27 protein-coding genes are annotated in these 24,933 nt (G+C 60.2%); 1 reads left to right on the plus strand and 26 read right to left on the minus strand.

Annotation, left to right across the window (positions count from 1 at the left end; translation table 11 throughout):
* Window positions 1-11: 11 nt before the first annotated feature.
* The 13 genes from GBK02_RS00750 to GBK02_RS00810 all read right to left on the minus strand — a co-directional run bounded on the left by GBK02_RS00750 (window position 12) and on the right by GBK02_RS00810 (window position 14,633).
* The gene (locus GBK02_RS00750) at window positions 12-1,349 is read right to left on the minus strand and encodes an ATP-binding protein (RefSeq protein ID WP_203467879.1); all 1,338 of its coding nucleotides are present in this window, start codon (window positions 1,347-1,349) and stop codon (window positions 12-14) included.
* Window positions 1,324-1,788: a nickel-responsive transcriptional regulator NikR gene (gene nikR, locus GBK02_RS00755; RefSeq protein WP_203467880.1), complete on the minus strand. Its 465-nt coding sequence runs from the start codon at window positions 1,786-1,788 to the stop codon at window positions 1,324-1,326. The genes GBK02_RS00750 and nikR overlap by 26 nt, the downstream gene beginning before the upstream one ends.
* A 3-nt stretch (window positions 1,789-1,791) precedes the next feature.
* Window positions 1,792-2,202: a type IV pilin protein gene (locus tag GBK02_RS00760; RefSeq protein ID WP_203469257.1), complete on the minus strand. Its 411-nt coding sequence runs from the start codon at window positions 2,200-2,202 to the stop codon at window positions 1,792-1,794.
* A 24-nt stretch (window positions 2,203-2,226) separates the two neighbouring features.
* Window positions 2,227-2,730 carry a PilX N-terminal domain-containing pilus assembly protein gene (locus GBK02_RS00765; protein ID WP_203467881.1) on the minus strand — a complete coding sequence of 168 codons (504 nt, stop codon included), beginning with the start codon at window positions 2,728-2,730 and terminating at the stop codon, window positions 2,227-2,229.
* Window positions 2,731-2,740: 10 nt separating this feature from the next.
* On the minus strand, window positions 2,741-3,553 hold the full coding sequence (locus GBK02_RS00770; protein ID WP_203469258.1) for a PilW family protein: 813 nt from the start codon (window positions 3,551-3,553) through the stop codon (window positions 2,741-2,743).
* Window positions 3,550-4,080: a type IV pilus modification protein PilV gene (pilV, locus tag GBK02_RS00775; RefSeq protein WP_203467882.1), complete on the minus strand. Its 531-nt coding sequence runs from the start codon at window positions 4,078-4,080 to the stop codon at window positions 3,550-3,552. The genes GBK02_RS00770 and pilV overlap by 4 nt, the downstream gene beginning before the upstream one ends.
* Window positions 4,081-4,099: 19 nt before the next feature.
* Window positions 4,100-4,597: a GspH/FimT family pseudopilin gene (locus GBK02_RS00780; RefSeq protein WP_203467883.1), complete on the minus strand. Its 498-nt coding sequence runs from the start codon at window positions 4,595-4,597 to the stop codon at window positions 4,100-4,102.
* Window positions 4,594-8,076 carry a pilus assembly protein gene (locus GBK02_RS00785; RefSeq protein WP_203467884.1) on the minus strand — a complete coding sequence of 1,161 codons (3,483 nt, stop codon included), beginning with the start codon at window positions 8,074-8,076 and terminating at the stop codon, window positions 4,594-4,596. Before GBK02_RS00785 ends, GBK02_RS00780 begins: the two co-directional genes overlap by 4 nt.
* A 42-nt stretch (window positions 8,077-8,118) precedes the next feature.
* Window positions 8,119-8,958 carry an HDOD domain-containing protein gene (locus tag GBK02_RS00790; protein ID WP_239003116.1) on the minus strand — a complete coding sequence of 280 codons (840 nt, stop codon included), beginning with the start codon at window positions 8,956-8,958 and terminating at the stop codon, window positions 8,119-8,121.
* 101 nt (window positions 8,959-9,059) lie between these two features.
* Entirely contained in the window at window positions 9,060-10,493 is a 1,434-nt protein-coding gene (locus GBK02_RS00795) for a nickel-dependent hydrogenase large subunit (RefSeq protein WP_203467885.1), read from the minus strand.
* Complete coding sequence (locus GBK02_RS00800; RefSeq protein ID WP_203467886.1) at window positions 10,490-11,485, minus strand: HupU protein; 996 nt, start codon at window positions 11,483-11,485, stop codon at window positions 10,490-10,492. Before GBK02_RS00800 ends, GBK02_RS00795 begins: the two co-directional genes overlap by 4 nt.
* Window positions 11,482-12,960: a sigma-54 dependent transcriptional regulator gene (locus tag GBK02_RS00805; protein ID WP_203467887.1), complete on the minus strand. Its 1,479-nt coding sequence runs from the start codon at window positions 12,958-12,960 to the stop codon at window positions 11,482-11,484. The genes GBK02_RS00800 and GBK02_RS00805 overlap by 4 nt, the downstream gene beginning before the upstream one ends.
* The gene (locus tag GBK02_RS00810; RefSeq protein ID WP_203467888.1) at window positions 12,957-14,633 is read right to left on the minus strand and encodes a hydrogenase maturation protein; all 1,677 of its coding nucleotides are present in this window, start codon (window positions 14,631-14,633) and stop codon (window positions 12,957-12,959) included. Before GBK02_RS00810 ends, GBK02_RS00805 begins: the two co-directional genes overlap by 4 nt.
* A gap of 169 nt (window positions 14,634-14,802) precedes the next feature.
* On the opposite strand from GBK02_RS00810, the gene GBK02_RS00815 reads away from it, so the two are divergent.
* Window positions 14,803-15,015: a hypothetical protein gene (locus GBK02_RS00815; RefSeq protein ID WP_203467889.1), complete on the plus strand. Its 213-nt coding sequence runs from the start codon at window positions 14,803-14,805 to the stop codon at window positions 15,013-15,015.
* Between the two features lie 6 nt (window positions 15,016-15,021).
* Here the strand turns inward: GBK02_RS00815 and hypE are convergent, their stop codons facing one another.
* From hypE to hypC, 13 genes are read right to left on the minus strand one after another with little or no spacing between them, the layout of a single operon-like run.
* Window positions 15,022-16,086, minus strand: coding sequence for a hydrogenase expression/formation protein HypE (gene hypE, locus GBK02_RS00820; protein WP_203467890.1), 1,065 nt, complete (start codon window positions 16,084-16,086; stop codon window positions 15,022-15,024).
* Window positions 16,079-17,203: a hydrogenase formation protein HypD gene (hypD, locus tag GBK02_RS00825; RefSeq protein ID WP_203467891.1), complete on the minus strand. Its 1,125-nt coding sequence runs from the start codon at window positions 17,201-17,203 to the stop codon at window positions 16,079-16,081. The genes hypE and hypD overlap by 8 nt, the downstream gene beginning before the upstream one ends.
* Window positions 17,203-17,451 (minus strand): HypC/HybG/HupF family hydrogenase formation chaperone, encoded by a 249-nt coding sequence (locus GBK02_RS00830; RefSeq protein ID WP_203467892.1) that lies wholly within the window; start codon window positions 17,449-17,451, stop codon window positions 17,203-17,205. Before GBK02_RS00830 ends, hypD begins: the two co-directional genes overlap by 1 nt.
* A 19-nt stretch (window positions 17,452-17,470) precedes the next feature.
* On the minus strand, window positions 17,471-17,953 hold the full coding sequence (gene hybE, locus GBK02_RS00835) for a [NiFe]-hydrogenase assembly chaperone HybE (protein ID WP_203467893.1): 483 nt from the start codon (window positions 17,951-17,953) through the stop codon (window positions 17,471-17,473).
* Between the two features lie 31 nt (window positions 17,954-17,984).
* The gene (gene hypF, locus GBK02_RS00840; protein WP_203467894.1) at window positions 17,985-20,318 is read right to left on the minus strand and encodes a carbamoyltransferase HypF; all 2,334 of its coding nucleotides are present in this window, start codon (window positions 20,316-20,318) and stop codon (window positions 17,985-17,987) included.
* Window positions 20,319-20,325: 7 nt separating this feature from the next.
* Entirely contained in the window at window positions 20,326-21,390 is a 1,065-nt protein-coding gene (gene hypB / locus GBK02_RS00845; protein ID WP_203467895.1) for a hydrogenase nickel incorporation protein HypB, read from the minus strand.
* 11 nt (window positions 21,391-21,401) lie between these two features.
* Complete coding sequence (gene hypA / locus GBK02_RS00850; RefSeq protein ID WP_203467896.1) at window positions 21,402-21,743, minus strand: hydrogenase maturation nickel metallochaperone HypA; 342 nt, start codon at window positions 21,741-21,743, stop codon at window positions 21,402-21,404.
* A complete protein-coding gene (locus tag GBK02_RS00855; RefSeq protein WP_203467897.1) occupies window positions 21,736-22,635 on the minus strand; it encodes a hypothetical protein in 900 nt (299 codons plus the stop codon). The genes hypA and GBK02_RS00855 overlap by 8 nt, the downstream gene beginning before the upstream one ends.
* On the minus strand, window positions 22,632-23,105 hold the full coding sequence (hybE, locus tag GBK02_RS00860; protein ID WP_203467898.1) for a [NiFe]-hydrogenase assembly chaperone HybE: 474 nt from the start codon (window positions 23,103-23,105) through the stop codon (window positions 22,632-22,634). The genes GBK02_RS00855 and hybE (GBK02_RS00860) overlap by 4 nt, the downstream gene beginning before the upstream one ends.
* Entirely contained in the window at window positions 23,102-23,311 is a 210-nt protein-coding gene (locus tag GBK02_RS00865) for a rubredoxin (protein WP_371810500.1), read from the minus strand. The genes hybE (GBK02_RS00860) and GBK02_RS00865 overlap by 4 nt, the downstream gene beginning before the upstream one ends.
* Window positions 23,312-24,175 (minus strand): hydrogenase expression/formation protein, encoded by an 864-nt coding sequence (locus GBK02_RS00870; protein WP_203467899.1) that lies wholly within the window; start codon window positions 24,173-24,175, stop codon window positions 23,312-23,314.
* Entirely contained in the window at window positions 24,172-24,630 is a 459-nt protein-coding gene (locus GBK02_RS00875; RefSeq protein ID WP_203467900.1) for a hypothetical protein, read from the minus strand. The genes GBK02_RS00870 and GBK02_RS00875 overlap by 4 nt, the downstream gene beginning before the upstream one ends.
* Window positions 24,627-24,932, minus strand: a complete 306-nt coding sequence (hypC, locus tag GBK02_RS00880) for a HypC/HybG/HupF family hydrogenase formation chaperone (protein WP_203467901.1) — start codon at window positions 24,930-24,932, stop codon at window positions 24,627-24,629. The genes GBK02_RS00875 and hypC overlap by 4 nt, the downstream gene beginning before the upstream one ends.
* Window position 24,933 lies beyond the last annotated feature (1 nt).

The raw sequence follows: 24,933 nt of genomic DNA on the forward strand, positions 1-24,933 counted from the left end.
CCGTCAAGTGATCAGTTGCTTTCCACCGGCAGTGCAAGAATGAATTCCGCTCCGCCTTCCGGGCGGTTGGCCGCACTCAGTTTGCCGCGATGCCGCTCGACGATGCCGTAGCTGATCGACAAACCCAGCCCGGTTCCCTGGCCAACCGGTTTGGTCGTAAAAAACGGTTCGAACAGGCGTCCCAGATTCTCGGCCGGGATACCCGGTCCGTTGTCACTGAATATCAAGCTGAGTTGGCCCGAAGCAACCGAGCCGCGAATAACCAGACGGGCATCGCCGACATGGAGTGTCGCGTCGCAGGCGTTCTGTACCAGATTCATCACCACCTGCTGCAACTGACCAGAGGAGCCGGAACAGCGCAAATCGGGCGGCAAATCGACGTCGACCGCGAAACGGGCCGACGCACTTTGTACAACCCAGCGCACAGAACGCTCGATCACATCATTAAGACAAACCAGCTCCGGGAGCGTCTTGTCGACCGCAGAAAAGCGCTTCAGGGCATCGACAATGTCGCGCGTCCGTTCCGCGCCTTCGATCATCCCGTCGATCAACAACGGCATGTCGGCCAGAATGCGATCGATGCGCAGGGACTGGCGCAATTCGATCAGTGCGGCATCGTCCGCCACGCTGGTGGCATGAACCGCCCCCAGGTAGCTTTCGAGACGGCTGGCGTAACGCTGCAATGACAGCACGTTGCCCAGGACAAAGCTGATCGGATTATTCAATTCGTGCGCCACCCCGGCCACCAGGCGCCCCAGCGACACCATTTTCTCGGCGTGCAACAACTGGCCCTGGGTTCGCTTCAGGTCGTCATGCGCTTGTCGCAAAGCCTGATAAGCCCGGCGCAATTCACCGACCGGCCGACCGGTCACCACCATCCCCATCAGCTTGCCCGTCTGCGAAACGCGCGGCGTGCAATTCATCGAGACCGGCACGGTCGACCCATCGCCGGCCCGCAAAAAGAATTCGCAGTCATGCACGCCTTCGCGGCCAAAACGGGCAAATACTTCGCGCGCCCTGGCACGTTCGATTTCATCGGCAAAAAGATCGAATACCGGCGTTTTTTCAAGTTCCTGCGCACTTTTCCCGGAGAAGTGCAGCAACGAGGAATTGACCTCGATGATGCTGCCCTGACGGTCGCAGACGATCAGAATGTCGGATATCGACGTCAGTACGCTTTCGATGAACTGGTGAGACTCCTCCAGCGCAGCATTTTTTTCTTCAAGGGCGACTTCGTACTGGAGCAGGTCGTTGTAGACCTCGTCCATCTTCTGGATAACCTCGATCCAGGCCTGCTCGCCCAGCCCTTCGCCGGTAGCCGGATCAGCGGACGGGACGGTAATGGACATGGGCATCACCCTGCTCATCGTGGGCATGGTGATGCTCCGCTTCCAGCGCAATCACGTTCAGCTTGCCGTGCCGCACACCACGCTCGGCCATCAGGGCATCGGCAAAATGCCGTACTTCCACGGTCAACCCTTTGAGAATGACCGATTCCAGGCAGTGATCGTGATCCAGATGACTATGCATCGCCGCCACCGTCAGGTCATGGTAATCATGCTGCAAACCGGTCAGCCGCTCGGCCAGCTCACGTTCATGGTGGTTATAGACGTAAGACAGATTGGCCACACAATGCCCGGCCGGCGCATCGCGCTGCCTGTCCCCTTCGATCGCCCCGCGAATCAGGTCACGCACCGCCTCGGAACGGTTTTTATAGCCGCGCGCCGAAATCAACTCGTCAAACTGGCTGGCCAGCGACTCGTCTAGGGAGATGGTGAAGCGTTCCAAAAATTAGAATTTCCATGTTCCGGTCTTCACACCGGTATTGGTCAATGTCATATTTCCATCATTGGCCTGAGCAGTGCCGGTGGTCGGAGTCGCTGTAATGGTGAAGGTCGAGTCGCTGGCTGTTGCGCAGGTAATGGCGTAAAGACTAACGCTCGATGGCGCCGTGCCACCACAGGTATTGTTGCCGGTTGTTCCCTTGGTTGCTGTGTAAAACCCATTGGCAGTGAAATAGCGCTCCATGCTTTGGGCGTACTCAACCATGGCACGCTGGGCATCCGTGCGCTTCGACTTGACCACATAGCTGCTGTATGAAGGGTAAGCAATTGCCGACAAAAAACCGACGATAGCCACCACGATCATCACCTCAATCAAGCTAAACCCTTGTTGCTGGCGGCCGATAAATATTTTATTCATTCAAATGCTTCCTTTTCCCGAGAATCAGATTGGACACATAAATGCAACGGTTTGCAAGACAACTGCCGTCCGGGTATCAATCCCTTTCCCTTCACCCATGATGCTATAAGCCTTGCATCCTGATTTGCCGGAAGGTACGTGCGCATCGCTCAATTGCCGGATCTTGAAAGAACTATCCGTTCCACCGGTTGTTGCAGTGATCGACACTTTTGTACCAGCATCGGAAGCTGTAAACGATGGAGGCAAGTCGACGGCTCCATTGGTATTTGCCGTCGGTGTCCCCGTACTCACCACCAGGCATCCTGTTAAACAAAGATCCGCATGAGTGGACAACAACGCCTCACCCTGCCGAAGGGCCAATTCTGCCGCCTGATAAGCACGGTTTCGATCCATATAGCTACCGGCCATCTGCTCGTTCATTGTCGTCGTTCGCACTGAATTCACCACTATGATGGTCAGCAAAAGCAGGGTCAGCATCGAGAAGATCAATGCAAAACCTTGTTCGCGATTATGTCCTGGCCTGTTCATGGCTGTATTCCTAGCGATTACGCAACAAGATGGTGGTGCGGAAAGTTCGATAGAGTTTTTTGTCAGTCTGCGAATTCGCCACACTGCCGCCCGAACAATTCGTAACTGCCGCCGACTTGGTGATCGCTCCATCGACCGCCTCTGCCCTCAAGACCAGGCAAGCCTTGACCGCGATAATATTGGCCGGATTGGCTATGGCAATCGCTTCATCATAGGTATCGGCAACGCAGTCACGTGCCAGCCCGGACCCCATGGCAGCGCCGCATCCGATGGCAGTGGAAACAGCGACACCATTGCCTAGAGGCCCCCAGCGATCCGTACCATATTCCAACTTGAAATCGACCAGTTCCGTCGCACCGCCGGTACCAGACGCCGAGGCAGCAATCCAGTTGGTTGCCGTATTCGCTGCGTTGGTACAGCTCAACGTCCCGCCAGTGCCGGAGATAGTCAACACCTGAGCACCGCTCACCAAAGCTCCGGCACAGTCAATGCTTGACACATTCGCTGTATCACCGGTAAACCGAACCTGCGCTTTGGTTGCTGCAGTCGTTGCATCTGGCGTCAAGTAATTGGAGATCAGAGGCTGGATAACTTTAGCGCCATCAGGTGGACGATAGCCGGCCTGACCGATAATCCGTTGCAGCATGAAAATGGCAAACCGGCCGTCCTCGGCCAGTCTTGCCTGAGAGGCCTGGACACGACTGGTCTGGCGGGTCGCCGCATACATGCTGGTCGCTGCGGCGACGGCAACCAGTGCAATGGTCATGCCCACCATCAATTCAACCAGGGAAAGCCCGCGCTGCGAACGAGAGAACATGGTCATTCGATCACCGTCGTGTAGCTGAAGGTACTGTTATTGGTACGGTCATCGGCCCAGGTAATGACCAGAGTGTAACGATAGAAGCCCGATGCCGGATTTGTCGCAACCGCCGCCGCAGCCGCAGCATTAAGCGTGTATTGGCCATTAGGTAACTGGGCACGCAAGGCGCTGTTCCATTCGCTCATTTCGGTCGCTACCAGATACGCTTGATGCCCGGACGGTTGCCCAGAGCAACTCGGCGCAGTATCCGGCGTAGAGGTATTTTGCGGACAATTGGCAAAATTGGGCGGCAGATTGGTCAGCATGTCAGCATGCAACGCCGAATTTTCCATCGTGAAGAATGGCGTACGATTGGCCCGGATTCGGTCAGCCAGATCAGCCGCCAGATCAGCCGCCACGCCGCGATAATGCGAGCTTTGCGTCATCGCCACGGAACGCCCCTGCAAGGCAGCCAGGCCGAGTATCCCTGAACCAAGAATCACGACAGCAACCATTACCTCGACCAGCGACATCCCTCTTTGCGTTTTCATCTCATCTCCAAACACACGACTACGGACATACGGTCGCCGTATTGATCCGCTTCATGACATGGCCGGATAGCGTCACATCCACCTGCTGCTGCTTCCGTCCACTGGCACAAATCGTGAAACTGGCTGCCGCCGTGGCACTCCCCAGCGTTCCGCGAAACATCACCTCTGTTGCGGCCGAGGCAATCGTCGTGCTATCGGCTATCGGTACCACCTTGAATATTGCCGCACCATCCCATATCAACAAGCCTTTGCCCCAATCCGAAGCACTTGTCGAGCAAGCCGTTGCACCGCTATTCGACGGACATACCTTAAAGTCCTTGCGCTGCTTGATCGCCTCGATCCGTGCCGTACTCAATGCGGTACTGAACAGATCAGCCTGCGCCGAAAGACGTGCATCGCGTATCAGATTCAACAGACTGGGCACCCCCAGCATAGCCAGCATGATCAGCACGGTAATACTGATGATCAGTTCGATCAGCGTAAATCCGACCTCTCCGGAACGATAGACCGGCTTCACTTGATCTCCCGCCAGATGGTCGTTTCCATTTTCACACCACCAGGAATAACGCGCTTTTTCGTTGTGCAACCTGGCTGCCCTTCGATACAGTTGATCAATTCACCCTTGCCACCGCCTGTTGGACGCCCCATGGGCTTCCCGGTCGAGGCCGTGCCATTGCCGGTAAAGACAGCCGACATATTGGCATCCTGCAGGGCAATCACCGCACCGACGCTACCCAAACCGCCATCGGTACCATCCGGCGTGGTAATCCGGGTGCCTGAATTGATGTAAGTCAGTTCGGTCGGAATACCTTCCGTAGCATAGCCACTGATAAATGCCTTTCCGTTTGCAAAATTTAGCTTGTCATTCGCATCCGAGGCATTGTTAAGCACGACGTCAACGAAACTGTACTCTTGTCCTGCTGTAGTCTTGGTCACTCCACCGGTGACCACATTCAGCCCCATGACCCACCCTTTGCCGCCCGGCACACAGGCCTCTGCTGCCTTGGGAATACCGGTACCGAAGAGGATTTCATTGTCCAGCAAGATGGGCGACGTCATCAGGCGTTCGGTTTCATCAGGGAAGTCGAGATACCAGCCACGATAGGTGTTATTTGTAGAAGCCATGTCGATTGCCGGCGTGGTCGAAATTTTCCGGTATGTTCCTGCCGCAACAGCCACAGCAGGCGATCCACCATCATTTGTGCGGGTTTCGACATAAGGCGCGCCGTCAATCGTGCGCTGCCCCATCTGACTACGCTCAACGGTACTACTATTATCCTGAGTGTCCATCTTGTCTTCAACGGCATAGAAGCTCTGCACCTTGGTATCGGAGCGATCCGCATCGACCTGCAGCTTCCCGGTGCCGAACAGGATCAGATTGCTAGTCTTACCCAGCGCTTTGATGGCCGGCCGGATAACAATGGGCTGACGATTGCCGAGGCTGTCCATCGCAACGAAGATCGGGGCAGAACGAACCGAGAAAGTACTCGGCCCGTCACCTGTCAGATCGAAACGCCACAGATTGCCGTTGATATCACCCGCATAGACATAGTCAAGCACGCCATCTTGGCCAATATCCAAGCCCGCCGGCGAAGACAGGCCACCGCTGGTATTCGGCAACGTAATCTTTTTGAGCAAGGCACCGGTTGCTGCGTTCAGGATGTACAGCGCGGAGCTGTTGGCCGTGGTTTTCTGGCCGCCAACAGCCGTATCGTCCTGCTTGTTTTCATAACCATTCGAAACAATTACCGCCGGCACCACGGTTGTAGCCGACATACGAACGTTATAAATCAAAGGCGCCGGAAAGCTGTAGCCCATTTCACTATCGCTGACATCGGTCCATTCCCATTTGACAGCCGAGTTCGTTTGCAATACTGGCTCGCTGGTCGCATCAATCGCGTAATAGCCTTGCCCGCCTTGTGCCAGACCACCGACGGCTAGTGTCATCCAGTTGCCACCCACCTTGATGTCCGACTGGCGCATCCAGCCATTGACGTAGTAGTTGTGCAAAGTTCCGGCTGATTGGCCATAGTCAGTTTCCTTCAGTGCTTTCAGACGCGGATAAACCGGCGAAGGTATATAGCCCATGATTTCTGTCATATCAGACATGCGGAAGGCGTGCATCATCCCGTCATTGGCCCCAATCAGCACATGGCCACGGTTCGCGTTATTGGTCGCAAAGGTTGAGTAGTCAGAATCTGAGGTCTGTCCGTTCGGTGCAGAAATTGCCAGAGGCTGGCTGTCAATGATGTCACCCAGCAAACCATTTGGACGAGTGCGATAGCCGGTAATCGCATTGCCACGCAAGAAATTGATCACGTTCTTGCGCTCTTCGTTGCTATTCGCCGAACTTCCCAGGGCTGCCTGCTGGTAGGTCGTCATCGTGGAAAGTTCTGTCGTCTTGAAATCAAATGCCGTAGTTGTCGAACCGACCACCTTGCTGGAATAAATCCTGCGATTGGTCAGGCTGGGCACATCGGTCGGAATCACCGCCTTGGCATTCGGGGAGCACGCCGCGCCGAGCGAGGTTGCCGAGGTTGCCGTGCTGCGATCAAAACAGCGCAATTCACCAAACCAGCCATTGGGGTTGAATACCGGCTGGAAGACTTGCTTGGCTGTCGAGATCGTATCGCCCTTGGTGGCCACACCGCCGGCGTTGGAAACCAGGTCGGCAATACTGGCCACAGCATTGTTCAAGGCTGTGCTTAACTCTGTCTCGTTCGAGGCCGAATAGTACTTTCCACCGCCAACTTTTGCAGCCGAAGGCAAGACTGGGTTCAAGGTAGAAAAACCGACCGTGTAGGTGATCATGTTTTGTAACGCAAACCTGCCGTTATCACCTACACCATCGAAATCTTTCCCATTAGTAATAGGCTCGACTCCTCCTACGCGCAGATCACCACGGAAACCCAGCATCGCCACATCACGTACCGCACTTGGCCGGTTAGCGTCGTTGCCAAAGGCTCTGGTGGTCGTCTCACCATCATAGGTAGATGGGCAGGTAACGTTATAGCCATCATCGGCCGTAGAGCTTGAGGATCTACAGACAGAGAAAGTCTTGCTGACTGCAGCACCATTTGAATCTCGCGCGGTGTAAGACTGCTCACCGATAGAGGAATTGCCATCTTCACCCTTTTGTCCTGTGCCCGGCAAATTTTGGTCGTTACTCGCTTCGCCATCAGTAATCAGGATGGTGAAATTTTTCTGGCAACGATATTGAATCGGGCTAGTGTAGCTCCCCCTCCCGTACAGCGATGACGCCCCCTTGTAGTACTGAATGATATCCAGCAAACCCTCGGCCAGCGGCGTGGCTGTCCGGCCATTCATCGCATTGATCGCAGTCAGCAGATTGTTGCAGTTGGTGTTCGACTCGCAAGTACCTGTACCGGAGATATCGGCAATACCGCGCCGCAGGATACCGGCCTGATTCCGCTCATTGTTGCCGATCTCTTGAGTACGGCCCGGCTTATCGTTGTAGAAAGAGAACAAGCCGAAGCGCAACCCCCGATTGTTCCTGATCAGATTTCTCGCCACCCGCTTGGCGATGTTCATTTTCGTATTGGGCGAAGTTTGCTCGCTATCGATTGCATTGCGATAGCTGGCGTTGTTATTCACGCAACCAACCCAATCGTCATCGGAGTCACACAACCCCGTCAGCATCCAAGCATTGTTACCATCCTGCAACATGCTCGCCGACGTATCGATGTACAGCATCACGTTCGGTGCCACAGAAGTCGATAGCGTCGGTGGCAATGCCGGGTAAGGCTCGGCGGCGATGGCCGGCAGGGCGAACATCGGGAAGGCAATGCACAACGCCTGGCTGATGGTCTTGAGTCTGAAGCCTGTTTCCATGATGACACCCCTGTAAGACTGGTTTTGCCGGCCGAGACGCCGGAATGACAACCGCGGATGGACAAATCGCCTGGGCGGTTTTTCGATGCTTAATTTAGTCCACACCTGGCGCAAGGAAAACAACGGAGCGACGAGCGGCAGCATTTCGGGCACAGAAGGGACGTCGACCGCGCCATTCGATGGAACTCAGACGCGCAAGGCTGCCGCCAGAGAAGCGACTTCTTCTGCCGACGCCGCCAGGACGCTACTGAGCGTTGCGTCGTCGATCAGCAAATCGAGATCAACCGCGATGTCTTTATGGCTCATGCCCAGCAACTCGGCGAGAGGCGATTCAACAGGAGAAAGCTGATCGGCGAGGAGCAAGGTGTCGCCCAGGGATTCGGGTGGCATAGTCAGGTAGCCGGCCCACAGGGTTTCAAGAGCCGGATTGAGATTGGCCGGCACACCCAGCGCCTTGCTGACCGCACGCCCCAATCGGGCCTCGCCTTGCTCAAACCAGTTTTCGAGATGGTTTTCAAGCAGCCCGGGATAATGGCTGGCCCGGGCGAGCAGATAGAACGCCCCCAGTTCATGGACAATACCGGCGAAAAAAGCTGCTTCCGGGTCCTGTTTCGTCACCCGCTTAGCAATCACACGGGCCAATGCGGCGACATGGGCTGAATGTTCCCACAGACGGGCGGCCAGTGCACGATGCTCGGGCAGGGGTGACATTTCCTGCATCTGGCGCACGATCAACGCGGTCACAAGTGTGTACAGGGTCTTGAAACCCAATCGGGAAATTGCGCTGTTAACATCGCCAATAGCCCGGCCGGATGGGTTATAGCTGACTGAATTGGCCATGCCGACCACTCTTGCGGCAAGCATCGGTTCCGCCGAGATCAACTTGGCAAGTTGCTCAACCGAACAATCGGGGTCATCGAGCGCCTGCTGGACGCGCAGAGCGACCTCGGCATGCGTCGGAAAAACCATGTCGCCACGTTCGGCATCTGCCACAACGGCATCCAGCATTGCTTGAATATCCATCATTCCCTTCCTCACGGCCGCCAGAATTTGATTCGAACGCACTTTGCCACTGATTATTGCCACCCGTCCAGCAACAATCGGACAAGCCTGTGCCGCTGGCTTGTCTAATGCACCGTACACACCATGCACGGATCAAACGAACGTACAACGTGCTGGATTGTAGGCGCGGCCTCTTCCCCGGCGGGCAGGCCGATCAGTGCCTGTTCGAGCGGGCCGGGCTGGCCGCTGCCGTCGCGCGGCGAGAAATTCCAGGTGGTCGGCGCGATGATCTGGTAGCGATCTATCCGGCCGCGCCTGAACGACAACCAGTGTCCGAGGCTGCCACGGGCCGCCTCGACCAGCCCGACACCCTCGCCGGAATCCGGCAAGACGAGTTGATTGCAAAACGGCTCACCGGGCACGATGGCTTTCACCCAATGTTCCATTGCCGGGACGACCGTCGCCAGCTCGATCATCCGCGCAACGACTCGAGCGGTGACGCTGGCGCCATGCCGGCAGACCAGATCGCGGGCCAATGGCTGCCCGGCCACAACCTGACGAGCCAGCGCGCCTGTTTCGGCGACCTGGCCGGCATAGCGCGGCGCCTTGCACCAGGTATATGCCGCAGCCTTGTTGGCATCGACCACGGTTTCACCCAAGGCCGGCGGCAAAGGCTCGCCCTGAGCCAGCCACGCATGGCTGACATCTTCCGCAATTTTGGCCGGATCAAGGCGGTCGACCGCAGCAGTCTCGCCGTATTCCGGTGACCAGGCGCCGCCGGCAAACAAGTCGTAGGCCCCGTAGGACAAAAACAGGTCCTTCGCCCGCCCCACGCTTTCCAGCCGAAGATCGTAAGCCGCATTCAGGAAAGCGGGAAAATCGCCCGCCCGGCCGGCAGCCCAGTCGCGCAATGCCGACTCGGAAGCCAAGGCACTGAATTGCTCAAGGCTGTCGCCCAGCAAGGTCGTTTCAAGAAAGCCCCGAAACTCGCGCAATAGCGCCAGCACGCGGATGCGCTCTGCGGCGGTCATCCCCTTGGTGCTGCCGCCAGGCTGCAATGCAAGCGAATGCGGCCAGCGCCCGGCAAGAAAACCGATCAGTTTGAAGAACCCGGCGCGCGCACCCAGTGCAGCCGGTGCCGCGCTCCCCTTGATGGCAGCAAAACGGCTGGCCACATCGGGGTACCAGCTGCGGTCGACATAGCTGGAACGGGCAAAATCCGGCATGAAAAAAAGATAAAAATGCGTCAGATGATCGGCCAGATTCTCGGTCGCCAGGATCAGGCTTTGCGCCAGCTTTCCGTTGGTCGGCATCTGAACGCCACTGGCGCTGGCCAGCGCGGCAGCTGCGGCAGCCGACTGGGCGATCGAACAGATGCCACAGATGCGCGGCACGATGGCCAAAGCATCGTGTGCAACCCGGCCGACCAGCAATTGCTCGAAGCCGCGGAACAGCGGCGAATTAACGCGCGCCGCAACAACCTGGCCGGCATCAACATCAAGACTGACCTCAAGATCGCCTTCGACGCGATTGAACGGCCCCACCAGAACACGCTTCATTTTCCTGCCTTTTTGACGGCCGGACGAATCACCGGATGATCGGCCACGGCATTCTCCCGCACCCGTTTCGGGGTCGCCGATTTGGACAATGCGGCCAGCGCAACGAACCAGGCTTTCGGCATGTCGGTCGGCAAACCGATCGGAATCCCGGCCAGCTTGGGCGTTTCCTGGAAAGGATGGCCCGGCGCTTCAAACCCCGGTTCGGTACAGGCAATACAGGCAAAACCGCCGCGCAGGCAGGAACCACTGCCGTTCCAGGTGCGGACATTGCAATCGGCATGAGCCTGCGTCCCTTTACACCCCAGGTTCTCCATCAGGCAGCCCAGGTCGGACTGTTTTTCGGCACTCGCCTTGAATTCGTAGAATTCATTGCGCGAACAACCATGATGAACCAGTTGATCGGCATAGAGCAGCGGACGCCCGTATGCATCGAGATCGCTCGCCGCCAGCCCTTCGAATGCCAGCTTCTCCAGCGTATCGACGACCCAGCCAGGATGTACCGGACACCCGGCAATATTGACCACCGGCAAACCGCCACTTGACTGAAAGCCCTTGCCGAGCAAGCCGCCCGGCTCATCGGTATCAAACTGCAGGCCGCAGGCTTCAAGGGGATTCCCCGGCGTACTGGCCGAAAATCCGCCGTAGGCCGTGCACGAACCAATGGCAAAAACCCAGCGGGCGTGGCGCGCCAGGCGCTCGACCCATTCGGTCATCGGCCGGCCGCTGCCGGCCATCAGATGAAATTTTCCACTCCCGTTCGGGCCGCGCAACATCGCCCCTTCAATGCACAGGACATCGAAGGGCAAGCGCCCTTCTGCGCAGTCTTCGAGGATCTGCAAGGCCGCATCGCCGCTTTCCAGCGACAAAGCCGGATGCCAGACAAACTCGATGCCGGCGTCGCGCAACTCATCGAACAACGGTCGCGGCTCGGCGCACAGCAGCGACTGCGTACAACCGCCACAGCCGCCGCTTTGCAACCAGAGCAGCTTCATTCGCCCTGCTCCAGCCCGTAGCGCACCAGCTTGGCGCGCAAGCCGACGCGCGACAGGCCCAGTTCGCGCGCAGCACGCGACTTGTTGCCGTGATGGCGCAGCATAGCCTGGCGCAAGACCCGTACTTCAAGCTGTTCCATGCGTTCCTTCAACCCGCCGCTCAATCCGTCAGCCAGGTCTTCCTGCCGCTCCCGGCCCCGCTCAAGCGCCGGTTCGCGCAAGACCCGCGGCGAAAGGAGTGCCGCAGACAGGCTGGGCGATTCGCTCAACGCCACCATGCGCAGAATTTCATTTTGCAGTTCACGCACATTGCCCGGCCAGCGATAGGCGGCCATGCGCTCAAGCACCTCGGGCATGAAGCCCTGCACCGCACAGCCGAGGTGACGGTTGCTGCTGTCGAGCAGATGCTGGGCAAGCAACGGCAGGTCCATCGGTCGGTCGCGCAAGGGCGGCACATGCAGGGCAATCGTTGCCAGGCGGTAGTAAAGATCCTCGCGGAAGCGCCCGGTCCGGACGTCTTCTTCAAGATCGCGATTGGTTGCGGCAATGACCCGGACATCGACGTTGACCGAGCGATTGCTGCCGAGCGGACGGAACTCGCCTTCCTGCAGAACGCGCAGCAGCTTGACCTGGAAAGCCGGGCTGGTTTCACCGATTTCGTCGAGAAACAGCGTACCGCCATCGGCTTGCTGGAACAGGCCGACCCTATCTTCGACCGCGCCGGTAAAGGCGCCGCGCTTGTAGCCGAAGAGTTCGGACTCAAGCAGCGTATCCGGCAATGCACCGCAATTTTCAGTAATGAACGGACGCTCGGCCCGCCGGCTCTCGTAGTGGATGGCCCGGGCGACCATTTCCTTGCCGGTGCCCGATTCCCCGGTAACCAGCACGGCCAGGTCGAAGGGGGCGACACGCTCGATCATTTCGCAGATATCGTTGAGCGGACTGCCGCGCTGGCGAATGAAACTGCTCAGCCCGAATGCGTGCCTTGCCTTGTCGAACTTGCTCTGGACACGCTTCTTGAGGACCGGCTCAGCGGTGCGCAGATCGAGGGAAAGACGCTGGTTTTCCTGCTGCAGACGCCACACCTCGGCGGCCCGTTGCAAGGTCAGCAGCAGTTGTTCAGGCTGCCAGGGCTTGAGCAGATATTGCCAGATGCCGGCTTCGTTGACCCCGGTGATGATGTCCTCGGCGTCGGTATAACCGGACAGGATGATACGCACGACATCCGGCCAGCGATGGCGCACTTCCTTGAGAAACTGGACGCCGGTCATGCCCGGCATGCGCTGGTCGCACAGAACGATGCGGACTGCTGCGGTCGACATCTCGCGTTCGAGGATTTCCATGCCTTCAGCGGCGCTCGACGCACAAAGCACATCGAAATCCTCTTCCAGCGTACGCCGCAAGGCTTCCTGCGAACGCACCTCGTCATCGACAACCAGCACGGCGGGCAGTTTTCGCAGACTGGGCGGGCTCATTCGGGAATTATCCAGTTCAGGTCTCGATGCTTGGCTAAATGGCGCGGCGTCCAGGAATGCGGCGAACGCTCGACAAAATGATAGCGCGCCACATGGTAGGACGGATCGAATCCATAGAAATTGCGCTGCATTTCGTGCAACTCGGCCGCCCGGTAATCGGCCAGCGGTCGTATCGCTTCATCGGCCCGACGTTTGGCCTGCTTGGCCGCCACGCGTTCTGAAAAATCACCGGCCGCCGCCAATTCTGCAGCTCGCCGGGCGACATCAACAGCAAAACCCGGGGCCGGCAAACAAGCATCGTAGAAGCCCAGGCGAACTGACTCGGCCGCCGTCATCGGCAAGCGGTGGCGCATGATCGCACGGGCACCGTCTTCGCCGACGCGCGGCGGCAACAGGTAAGTCCAGAACTCGGAGCCGAACAGGTTGCCCATGTTCTTGTAATGCGGGTTGAGCATCACCCCGTCACGGACCCAGACAAAATCGGTGGCGCGCGCCAGAAAGCAACCGCCCGCCCCGCTGTTGGCGCCGACAGCTGCCACGGTCAACTGTGTTTCGCAGCGCAAAATGGCTTCGGCCAGATCGTCGATCGCATTGATGTTGGCCCAGGACTCATCGGCCGGGCTGGCCGCCGCTTCGATGGTGTTGAGGTGAATGCCGTTCGACCAGAAATCGCTACCGCCACGCAGGACGATAACCCGCGTCGGCTGCGCAGCCGCCCAGTTAAAGGCTTCGGTCAGACGCCGGCATTGTCCGCTGCTCATTGCGCCGTTGTAGAACTCGAAACTGAGGAAACCAACGCCACCGGCGGCTTCGTAGCTGATGTCCTGCCAGGTGGGCTGCGCCGATTTCAAATAGCCAGCCAACGGCACCTCGGGCAATTCAGCCGCCTCGGGGAAAGCCTGTGTTGCCGGCAACTTGATGCCGCCCTGGCGTTTGACATGGCCGATCCACACCGCACCATCCTGCGTTGCACGGCAGATGGCCGTTTCACGCCGGGCAATCAGACTACCCGGCGCACCGCGCAAGACCGCTTCCGGCCAGACATCAAACAGATGGCAGGGCTGGCCGAACAACAGATCGGCCACACCGGGGAAACCATCGGCTGCGTTGATCCGGGCCAGCACGGCGGCACTGCCCTGGCTTGCCCAGTCGATCGTCCGGTCAGCCTGACGCAGGGTTGAATGCGCCTGCCCGGCCATGCGCTGCGGCTTGAAATCGGGCTGCTGGCAACGGTCGACCGCAGCAAGGACGGCGCGCACCGCCGCTTCGGTCACTTCATTACGGTAGATCGACGATTTCTTGGCCCGGCGCATCGGGAACTCAGCCGAGGCCCAGACCGGACCGGCATCCATTTCGGCCTCAGCCTGCAGCACCGTCACGCCCCAGGTCGGCAGATCCTTCTGGATCGCCCAATCGAGCGCCGACGGACCACGGTCGCCCGGTACGCCGGGGTGAACGACGAGGCAGCGATGCCGGGACCAGATCGATGCCGGAATCGCCCGTTTGAGAAAGGGTGCCAGGATCAGATCGGGACGGAACAGACGCACCGCTTCTTCGCTGACCGAATCGGCAATATCGAACTCAATGCTGATTTCATGGCCGATTTGACTCAATTCGCAAAAAAGCCGTTGAGCGAGACTGTTGAAGCTATGGGTCAGGAAGAGAATTCGCATACCGTCCGGATATTTACAAGAAATTACATGCACATAAAGCGCGGCGCGACGCTGGCTGGCAGACCGCCAGTTTTACATGCGCATATCTCTATGACTTTCGCGCTATTTTTCAATCACTTGGCTTTCTTTACGATGCATTCCAACAAGAAAACAGTCGGGGGAAAAGACAATGCAGGCACAACGAAAGCGCAACACATCACGCAGCACGACAATTCACTCGGCACCGAACCCACGCCCGGAGTACACCGCCGCAGTCCGCTACCTGGACGGCCGTCGCGACATTTTCCATGTCCGCTACGCCGACAATATGGCTGACGCACGGGCCGTCGTCCTGGCCGAACTCGACGATGTCCAATCGCTGCTGATTGCACTGCGCCACTGAGCTCTCCTAGCAGATTCGCGGCAACTGCTCGCCGGACAACCAGTCCACAATCCGCTTGCCGCCAAAAGCCGTCGTCATCTGGACAAAATGGTGCGCATCTTCATGCACCGTACCAATGATCGCGGATTGGCCGCCGAGCGGATGGGCACGCATCGCCGTTAATAGCTTTTCGGCATCATTTTCAGCGCAGATCGCGACCAATTTGCCTTCATTGGCGACATAAAGCGGGTCAAGCCCAAGAAATTCACAGGCTGCGTTGACCGCCGGATTCACCGGCAAAGCCTTTTCCTGCAGCATCATGCCGACCCCCGACTGACGGGCGATTTCATTCAATGTCGTGGCCAGGCCACCGCGGGTCGGATCGCGCAGCACATGAATATCGGCACCGCTCGCCCGCATCGCGGCAATCAGGCCGTGTAGCGCGGCGGTATCGGAAACAATCGGCGACTCGAAGCCCAGGCTTTCGCGCTCGGCCATGATCGCCATGCCGTGATCACCGAGCGTGCCGGATATCAGAATGACGTCGCCGGGCCGCGCGCTGCGCCCGGACAATGCCTGACCCGGCGCAACCACCCCGACGCCGGTTGTCGTGATGAACACACCATCCCCCTTGCCGCGCTCGACCACCTTCGTATCGCCGGTCACCACCGGCACACCAGCCTCCTTGGCCGCCGCCGCCATGCTTTGCACGATGCGCGCCAGATCGGCGAGCTTAAACCCTTCTTCAAGGATGAAGCCGGCCGATAACCACAAAGGCTTCGCGCCCATCATGGCCACATCGTTGATCGTGCCATGCACCGACAAACAGCCGATATCGCCACCGGGGAAAAACAGCGGCGAAACAACATGCGAATCGGTCGCCATGACCAGCCGGCCTTCGCCTTGCGCCGGTAGCAACGCTCCATCGTCACCCTGCGCCAAGTATTCGTTGCCAAGATGACGGGCAAACAACTCTTCGATCAGTTGCGCCATCGCCCGGCCGCCGGCGCCATGCGCCATGTCGACCTGGCCGTGCTTGATGTCGAGCGGTCGAACGTAGTTCTTGCGAGGCGTTGCGGAAGACTCAGACATCCTTGTAGCGTCCATAGGTGTAGTGGGCGGCGCAAGCGCCTTCGGAGGAAACCATGCACGAGCCGACCGGATTTTCCGGCGTGCACACCGTGCCGAAAATCTTGCAGTCCTGCGGCCGCTTGACGCCGCGCAGGATGGCGCCGCACTCGCAGGCCTTGTGATCGGGCACCGAGGCATAGCCGAGCGGAAAGCGTTTTTCGGCATCAAATTCGGCGAACTGGCTGCGAATGCGCAAGGCTGAATACGGCAGCACGTTCAGACCACGCCATTCGAAGTGCTTGCGCATCTCGAAGACATCGGCGACCAGTTGCTGGGCTTTCTTGTTGCCGTCGCGGTCGACGGCCCGCGAGAACTCGTTTTCAACTTCGGCCCGACCTTCATTGACCTGACGGATCAGCATCTTGATCGCCTGCATCACGTCCAGCGGCTCGAAGCCGGCAATGACCACCGGCTTGCGGTATTCCTCGGCGAAAAATTCGTACGGTCGACTGCCGATAATGGTCGAAACGTGGGCCGGGCCGATAAAACCGTCGAGCGGCACGGTGCCCCACTGACGAACTTCCGGCGATTCGAGAATGCTCGAAATGGCCGATGGCGTCAGTACGTGGCAACACAGTACGGAAAAATTCTTGAGGCCGAGTGCCGCCGCCTGCTTAATCGCCACCGCAGTCGGCGGCGTCGTCGTTTCGAAGCCGATGGCGAAGAACACCACCTGCTTGTCCGGATTTTTTTGCGCCAGCAGCACCGCATCGGCGCTCGAATACACCATGCGGATGTCGCCGCCGCGCGCCTTGGCCTTCATCAGCGACAGGCCGTCGGAGGCCGGCACGCGCAGGCAGTCGCCATAAGTGCACAGCATCACGCCCTGCTCGACGGCCAGCCGGATCGCCTGATCGACGCGACCGATCGGCAGCACGCAGACCGGGCAACCCGGACCGTGGATCATCTTGACGTTGGCCGGCAACAAGTCGGATACGCCGTAACGCGAAATGGCATGGGTGTGGCCGCCGCAGAACTCCATGAAATGGTAGTTGCGCGCCGGGTTGGCTTCGCGGCGAATGGCCTCGGCCAGCCCTTTGGCGACCTCGCCATCGCGGAATTCGTCGATGTATTTCATCAGTGCACGGTCGGATCGTCGGCGGAGAAAGCTGCATCGCCAAGTTCGGCGAACAGCTTGAGGGTTTTGGCCGCTTCGTCGGGGTCAAGCTTGTTCAGCGCGTAGCCGACATGCACGATGACGTAATCACCAACCGCGACGTTTTCGACCAGCGCGAGCGAAATCTCCTTGCGCACGCCGGCCAGATCGACCAGCGCATTGTCGCCGTCGCGCAACTCAACCACCTGGGCGGGGATTGCCAGACACATCAGTCATTCTCCTTGGGCATCATGGGCGCTTGCCAGCCAGGCGCCGGAAAAACCCGCGCCGCGTCACTTCGGGAGCGGCTTCGGCAGGCGCCACCGGCAACTGCTCGGGCAGCCGCCCGGTAGCCAGACGCAGCCCGTCCAGCGCCAGCAGGCGGGCGCTCGTCATGTCGGGCAGCGCAGCCGCGGAATCGACCAGCGCGGCCCATTGATATGGGCCGATCGCCGCTGATTCCTCGGCAAAAAAGGTGTGGGTGCCGCCGGCCAGTTCGAGATAACGCCGCTGACCGGCCGGAATGTCGCCCCACAGGGAACCGCCGCCTGGCAAAAGCAGCAGGCGGACAAAATCGGGCGTCACGACAACCCCCAGCCAGTCGCCCAGATACCGCGAAAAGCCGATGGCTTCGACTTGAAGGCGCGGATTGAGCGGCCCGTTTTGTCCGGCCGTCTGCCGAAAATGCTCTTCCAGCAAAAGCGCGGGATCCTGCGCGTGAATCGGGGTCATTTGTTGCTCAACCATGGGCCTGTCATTCCACTCAACATTGCTTTTCCTTGAACATGCGCCGTCCCACCCAGGCCTGACCGAGCGCCAGACCACCGTCGTTCGGCGGTGCCTGACGGGCTTCAAGCAAGTCCAATCCAACCGCCGCCAGTTGCCGACGCAAGGCATCGATCAACACTGCGTTCATCGCACAGCCACCGGCAACCGCGATTTTCCCTGATTTTTCGCGGTCGACCGCAGCAAACGCGGCATTTCCGATGATCACCCATTGTGCCAGCCCGGCTGCCAGCGTGGCGTGGAACAGCGCGGCACCGTAGGCCGGATCATGGCAATCGAGCAAAGTGCTCAGTAGCGGCGTCAAATCGAGCACGCCATCGGCAATCACAAATCCTTCCGGCAAAGGGGCGACCGGACCATGCCCGGCGGCCAGCCCTTCCAGCTGCATCGCGGCCTGCCCTTCGTAGCGCACTTCACCGCACAGGCCGAGCAGGGCAGCGGCGGCATCGAACCAGCGCCCGAGACTACTGGTCGGCGGGCAGCGCAACTGACGGTCGAGCATGGTCAACAACGGCCCGGCATCGCGCCCCGGATGGCAACGCGCCAGCCAGTCGGGAATGCGCTCAGCGAGCCCCGCGCCGTGCAGGAAGGAAACCGCCATCCGCCACGGCTCGCGCGCCGCGCGATCGCCGCCCGGCAAACACAGCGTTTTGAGGTGGCCAAGGCGGTGAGCGGAAATGCCATCCAGACGCAGCAACTCGCCGCCCCACAAGCCACCCTCCGGTCCCAGCCCGACACCATCGATGGCAATACCGGTTATCGGCTTATTAACGCCATGTTCGGCACAAATCGCCGCCAGATGTGCCTGATGATGCCCAACAGCCAGCGCCGGAACGCCGAACTCGTCAGCCAAGGCCTGAGCCAGTCGGGTCGAGGCGAAATCGGGGTGCAAATCGTGGGCGATCAGTTCGGGACGCACATCGAGTATGGCCAGTAGATGCCTGACCGTTTCTTCCAGGAAACCGATGGCCGCGACATTGTCGAGGCTGCCGACATGCTGCGACAGGTAGGCTTCGCCGCCTTTCATGACACAGACCGTATTTTTCAGGTAGCCGCCCAGTGCCAGCACCGTCGGGCCGCTCTCGGCGAGAGGTATCGGCTGCGGTACATAGCCGCGCGCCCGGCGGATGAAGTGCGTCCCCTGGTGCCCGGTGCGCAGCACCGAGTCATCGCAGCGCATGACGATTGCCCGGTCATGGACCAGAAAGGCATCGGCAATCCCGGCCAGACGCTCGACGGCTTCGGCGTTATCGATAACCAGCGGCTCGCCGTGCGGGTTGGCGCTGGTCATGACTAGCAGCATTTCGGCCGGCTCATCCAGCCACGCCGTGCCAGCCGGCCGACCGGCCGCTTCGTGCCAGAGCAGCAGATGCAATGGCGTGAACGGCAACATCACGCCAAGCCAGGCCAGATCCGGCGCAATGCCGGGCAATTCATCAGCCGCCTTGGGACAAAGCACGATCGGCGCCGCCGGCGAGCGCAGCAAATCCAGCTCGGCCGAACCGATCCGGGCATGGGCAGCGAGCGCCGCCGGATTCAGGCCCATCACGGCGAAGGGTTTGGCCTCGCGCTGTTTGCGCCGGCGCAGCTCGATCACCGCCGCCGCATTGTGCGCATCGCAGGCCAGATGAAAACCACCCAGTCCCTTGAGCGCAACAATCTTTCCGGCTTGCAGCAAGGCCAGGGTTGCAGCCAGCGGATCGCCGGTCTGTACCTTGCCCATTGCATCGAGCAAGGCGAGTTGCGGCCCGCAGGCCGGGCAGCAGGTGGTTTCGGCATGAAAACGGCGGTCGACCGTGAAATCCGCCGCATCCGTCGCCGGCAGTTCGCCATATTCCTCGGCGCAGGCAGCGCACAACGGAAACGCCGCCAGACTGGTCTGCGCCCGGTCGTAGGGAAGCGCCCGGCTGACCGTGAAGCGCGGCCCGCAGTGCGTGCAGGTCGTGAAGGCATAGCGCCAGCGCCGACTTTGCGGATTGCAGATATCGGCGATGCAGGCCGGGCAGATGGCCGCATCCGGCCCAATGGCCGTGCGAATCTCGCCGGGTGCGCTATCCAGAATGCTGAAACCTTCGCCGCTGACTTCCATCGGTTCGATGGCTATCCCGTCGATGCGCGCCAGCGGCGGCTTGTCGCACTGCAGCCGGGCGACGAATTCGGCCACGCCGGCACCGTCGACCGCGACACTGATACCACCGCCATCGTTGCGCACCCAGCCGCGCAAACCCAGTTCTCTGGCCAGCCGCCAGACGCAGGGACGAAACCCGACGCCTTGAACGAGACCGCGAATGCGGATCAGCTGGCCGCTCATCGATCCGTCAGCGCGCCGCCAACTGGCGCTCCAACTCGGCGACCCGCGCCTTCAGCGCATCCACGCTGGCGCTCCGCTTGCCGCGCTGGGCGGTCAGCCCGGCCCGAATCCAGTCCAGCCAGGCGGCCATGCCCTCGCCGCTCTTGGCCGAAACGCGGAAGATGACCAGCGCGGGGTTGACCCGGCGGGCATTGGCCTCAGCCAGATCGGCATCGAAATCGAGGTGCGGCAACAGATCGCACTTGTTGAGCAACATCACATCGGCGGCGCGGAACATGTCCGGGTATTTCAGCGGTTTGTCCTCGCCTTCGGTCACCGAAAGAATCGCCACCTTGTGGTGTTCGCCGAGATCGAAAGCTGCCGGGCAGACCAGATTGCCGACGTTTTCGATCAGGAACAGCGATTCATCGGCCGGCTTCATCCGCTGCACGGCGTGGCCCACCATGTGACCATCGAGATGACAGCCCTTGCCGGTGTTGATCTGCAGCGCCGCGACGCCGGTGGCGCGAATCCGCTCGGCATCGTTCGAGGTTTGCTGGTCGCCTTCGACGACGCTGATCGTCACGCTGTTCTTGAGCAATTCGATGCTCTTGACGAGCAAGGTCGTCTTGCCGGAACCGGGGCTGGAGACGAGATTGAGCGCAAAAATACCGCGCTCATCGAACCAGCTGCGATTGGCCGTCGCGTAGGTATTGTTCTTCGACAGGATGTCCTGCTCGATCTGCACCATGCGCGACTGGCTCAACCCCGGCACGTGGGCACGGGCCGGGCCGGTGCCGTAATCGAGATCGCCGGACACCGGGTGTTCGTGGTGATGATGGCTGTGTTCATGGCCATGATCGTGCGCGTGCTCGCCGGCATGCACGTGTTCATGAACATGCGTGCTGCCATCGGCGTGGACATGGCTGTGACTGTGCGTCCCGGCCGGTTCAGCCCCGTGCTCGTGGGCGTGATCATGATGATGCTCGTGACCATGGCTGTGAACCGTGCCGTCGGCATGAACATGGGTATGTTCGTGACCATCGCCTTCCATGCGGGTCTCGCCCGCCGCGCATCCGCAAACTGTGCACATGATCTTGTCTCCTAGTCGATTTCGATTTCTTTGACGCGCATTTCGGTGCCGCTGGTCGGCTGCACCTGATGGCTGCCACACGTCGGGCAGGCACCGAAAAGTTCTTCCATCGGCACGGTCGCGGCACAGACCATGCACCACCCCGCCCCCGGTACGCTGACGATTTCCAGCGCCGCACCTTCAGCCAGGCTGCCGTGCGTCACCGCTTCAAAACAGAATTTCAAGGCCTCCGGCTCGACCGAGGACATCCGGCCAATTTCCAGCACGACGGTCGTGACCCGCTTGGCACCTTCGCGCCGGGCGGTATCTTCGACCAGTTGCAACACACCTTCGGCCAGCGACATTTCATGCATGATTCAATTCCACGCTATACGGCACACAGGGATCGAGCGCCAGAATGGCCTGATCGAGCGCCAGACGCGCCTCGGCTGCATGAGCAAAGGTCCGCCCGGCCAGTAACGCGGTCAACGCGCCGGCATCGGCAAAAAGCGCATCGGTCGGCGCATCGACACGGTAATTGAGCACCCGTCCATCGACAAGGTGCACCGCATGGGTCAGCACACCGCGCGCCGTCAGCGTCTGCCCGACGCCCCAAGCCGCCTGAGCGGCAGCCGCAATCGGAAAGGGGGCACCGGCAGCCAGCGCCTGCCCGGCCCGTTCAACCTCAGCCAGACGGGCACGATATGCGGCGACGACCGTTGCCGGACGATGTACGGCCGGCGGCGATGCGGCATTGCCCTGCCAGAAAGCCAGCCAGTCCTCGGCATTCAGCAAGGGGCTGGAGCAATCCGCCGGCGCGTCGCGGTCGACCAGCTTTTCAAGGCATTTTTCACTGACATCGAGCAAGGCCGTATCGAGCAAATGCCGGGTCGTGCTGATGCACTCACTGCCCTGTCGCCCGGCCCGCCAGGCGACAAAAGCTTCCTTGGCCGGCGCCAGGCCGAGGGCCAGCGGCCAGTCGAGCAACAGACGCCAGAGATTCTCGTGCAGTACCTCGATCCACAACTCGGCATCATCGACCGGCCGGCGCGACTCGCCCTGTGCTGCGGCCAGCGCTGCCTGCGCCGCCGCGCGCTGGGCATGGGCACACAAGGTATAAAGATAGGGAACCGTCTTGACCACCGCCTCGGGAATCTGGTCGATGAACAAGCGGGTCACGGCCGGTCGCCGGAGCTCGACGTCAATCGCGGCCAGATGCGCGCCCTGCAGCTGCGCCCGAACGGTCAGCAAACCGGTTGAGGTCACCCGCGCAATCCCAGAAAAGCGCGCCGTGTCGGGGCCGGTGCCGCACCCTCCGTCGGTACAGCGATCGGCCCGGAAAACAGGGCCTGGGCCGCAGCCAGCGCCGTCAGGCGCGCGGCTTCGTGGCTCTCGAATTCGAGGGCCGGCGAAAACAGTGAACAGAGGTGGTAGTTACCCAGACGATCTTCCTGCGCCACGGTGAATTCGTAATTGCCGGATGGAAACTGCCAATCATACTTGCTGCATGCCGCCAACTGGGGCCAGCCTTCGGCCTGACCGGGCAGGCACAGCAGATTGATCGCCCAGGGCGTCACCATGGCGCCGGCCCAATGCCCGGAAGCCGTCTGCCGGAAGCCGAGCGCCTCGACTTCCAGCCGGGCATTGCAGATCGGCAAGCCGGCCATGCGCGTCCGGGCAATTTCGCTGAATACCTCGACCAGCTCGGACGACGGGTCGGTCGCCCGGACTTTCATTCGCCGAGCACCATGAATTTGTGCGGCGGCGCATCGCAGCCGGGGCAACACCAATCATCCGGCAAAGCGGCGAACGGCGTGCCGGGGGGAATGCCACGCACGTCGTCACCTTCGGACGGGTCGTACACCCACCAGCAAATGCCGCACTCCAGCTTGTCTTCCGGCTTGACGCCGAGAAATGAACCTTCGAATCGCATGATCGACATTTAAAGCGGGTCGGCCATCATGGCCAGATATTCGCGCAAGCGCTCGATCGAATCGCTGAAATCCTCGTCAGAAGCCAGCGCCACTTCAGGCATGCCGATCACTTCGATCGAGTTGAGGATCAGCGTATCCATGCTGTTGAAATACTGGACCCACCAGACATTTTTCAGCCGCGTGCTGGTAATCCGGCAATTGCCGTAACCGCGCGACAGGATGGAAACCTCACGATGCCCCAGCCAGTTGTACAGGGTGTCGAGATCGGCATCGCTGACCGGCAGCAGCGTCAGGTTGATGATGTGCGCCGCGCTCCCCGGCTGCCAGGCGGCAGCCTGCAGGCGCAGCTCCTCGACCAGAGCCGGTGCATTCATCGTGCCGGCCGGATAGTCCGGGGCCGGCAGATCATCCGTCGTCGTGGCCAGCATGGCATCGATCAGAACGGCCGGCACGACACCGGTTTCCAGGCGGTCGACCAGCATTGCACCATCATCGGCCACTTTCAGGACGCGCCACAGCCCGGCGAAGGCCGTTTCCTGGACACGCCAGTGTTCCGGCGCCGCGGTAAAGGCGCTGACTTCGCCAAAGCCCATCGACTGGTTGATGACTTCACGCACCGGTGCATCCAGACCGAGCAAATCGAGCTTGGCGCCGCCGGCAAAGCCGACTTCGGCGGCTCCATCGACGAAAAAACGGAGCAGGCGTTCGGCCCGGACAACGATGTCGGGCGGCGCATCGTAGGGCAGGCTGGGGGCTGAAAATGTTTCCATGCCTTTCGGCATCGGCAGGTAATCCGGCGCTTCGTCGCCTTGCGAGCCAGGGCCCATGGCAACGACCGAAATAGGGAAAGGACGCATCGTGGACGGGTTCATGCGCAGGCTCCTGGCTGATCGGCCGAACGAACGGGAATGCCGATGGGTTTGGGTTGAGCCGGCCCGGTCAGCAGGCGGGTCACTTCATTCTGGTATTCGAACCAGTCACGGATGCCGTTGAGCATGCCGACAAACTGGCCGTCGCGCAGGAAGACAACGGCAGGCGCACGAGCCACACCGTATTGCTTCATCAACCCGGCGCTGACCAGATGATCGGCGACCCGGCGGGAAATCTGTTCGCCCAGCGGCTTGAGGGCTTCCGGCAGGATGACGCAGGCGTCGAGTACTTCCAGGTTGCGCTGCGGATCATCGGTCAGCAGCAAGGCGGTCAGCCCGGCGGGAAAATCGGGATTGCTGCGGTCGACACGTTGAAAACCGTGTTTCTGGACCATCCGGCTGATTGAAGTATCAAGTCGGTCGAGCGAAGTCAGCCCGGGGGCAAGTTGCAGCGTCATGATTTGTTCGTCCTCAGGAATTCGGGGAGTTGGGGTTCGCGATTCAGATCAGCGAAAAAAGCATCGAAATTGGTTTCTCCGGTGCCGACGGCTTCCAGCGCGGCAAGTGCCGCACAGATCGATGCGGCCCGCTCGGCCGGAATCACTTCGCGTGCGGCGTCGAGAAAGCAGAGCAGCCAGGTGCCCGGTGCCTGCTGGCCGACCAGGCTGAGGTCGATCCTCAGCTCGTCGCCATGCCGCCCCTGGCAGCGGGCGAAGTGTTCGCCGCACTCGATGACTTGAACCGGAATGCCGAGGCACATC

The organism is Dechloromonas sp. TW-R-39-2 (assembly GCF_016864195.1).
Taxonomy (GTDB): domain Bacteria; phylum Pseudomonadota; class Gammaproteobacteria; order Burkholderiales; family Rhodocyclaceae; genus Azonexus.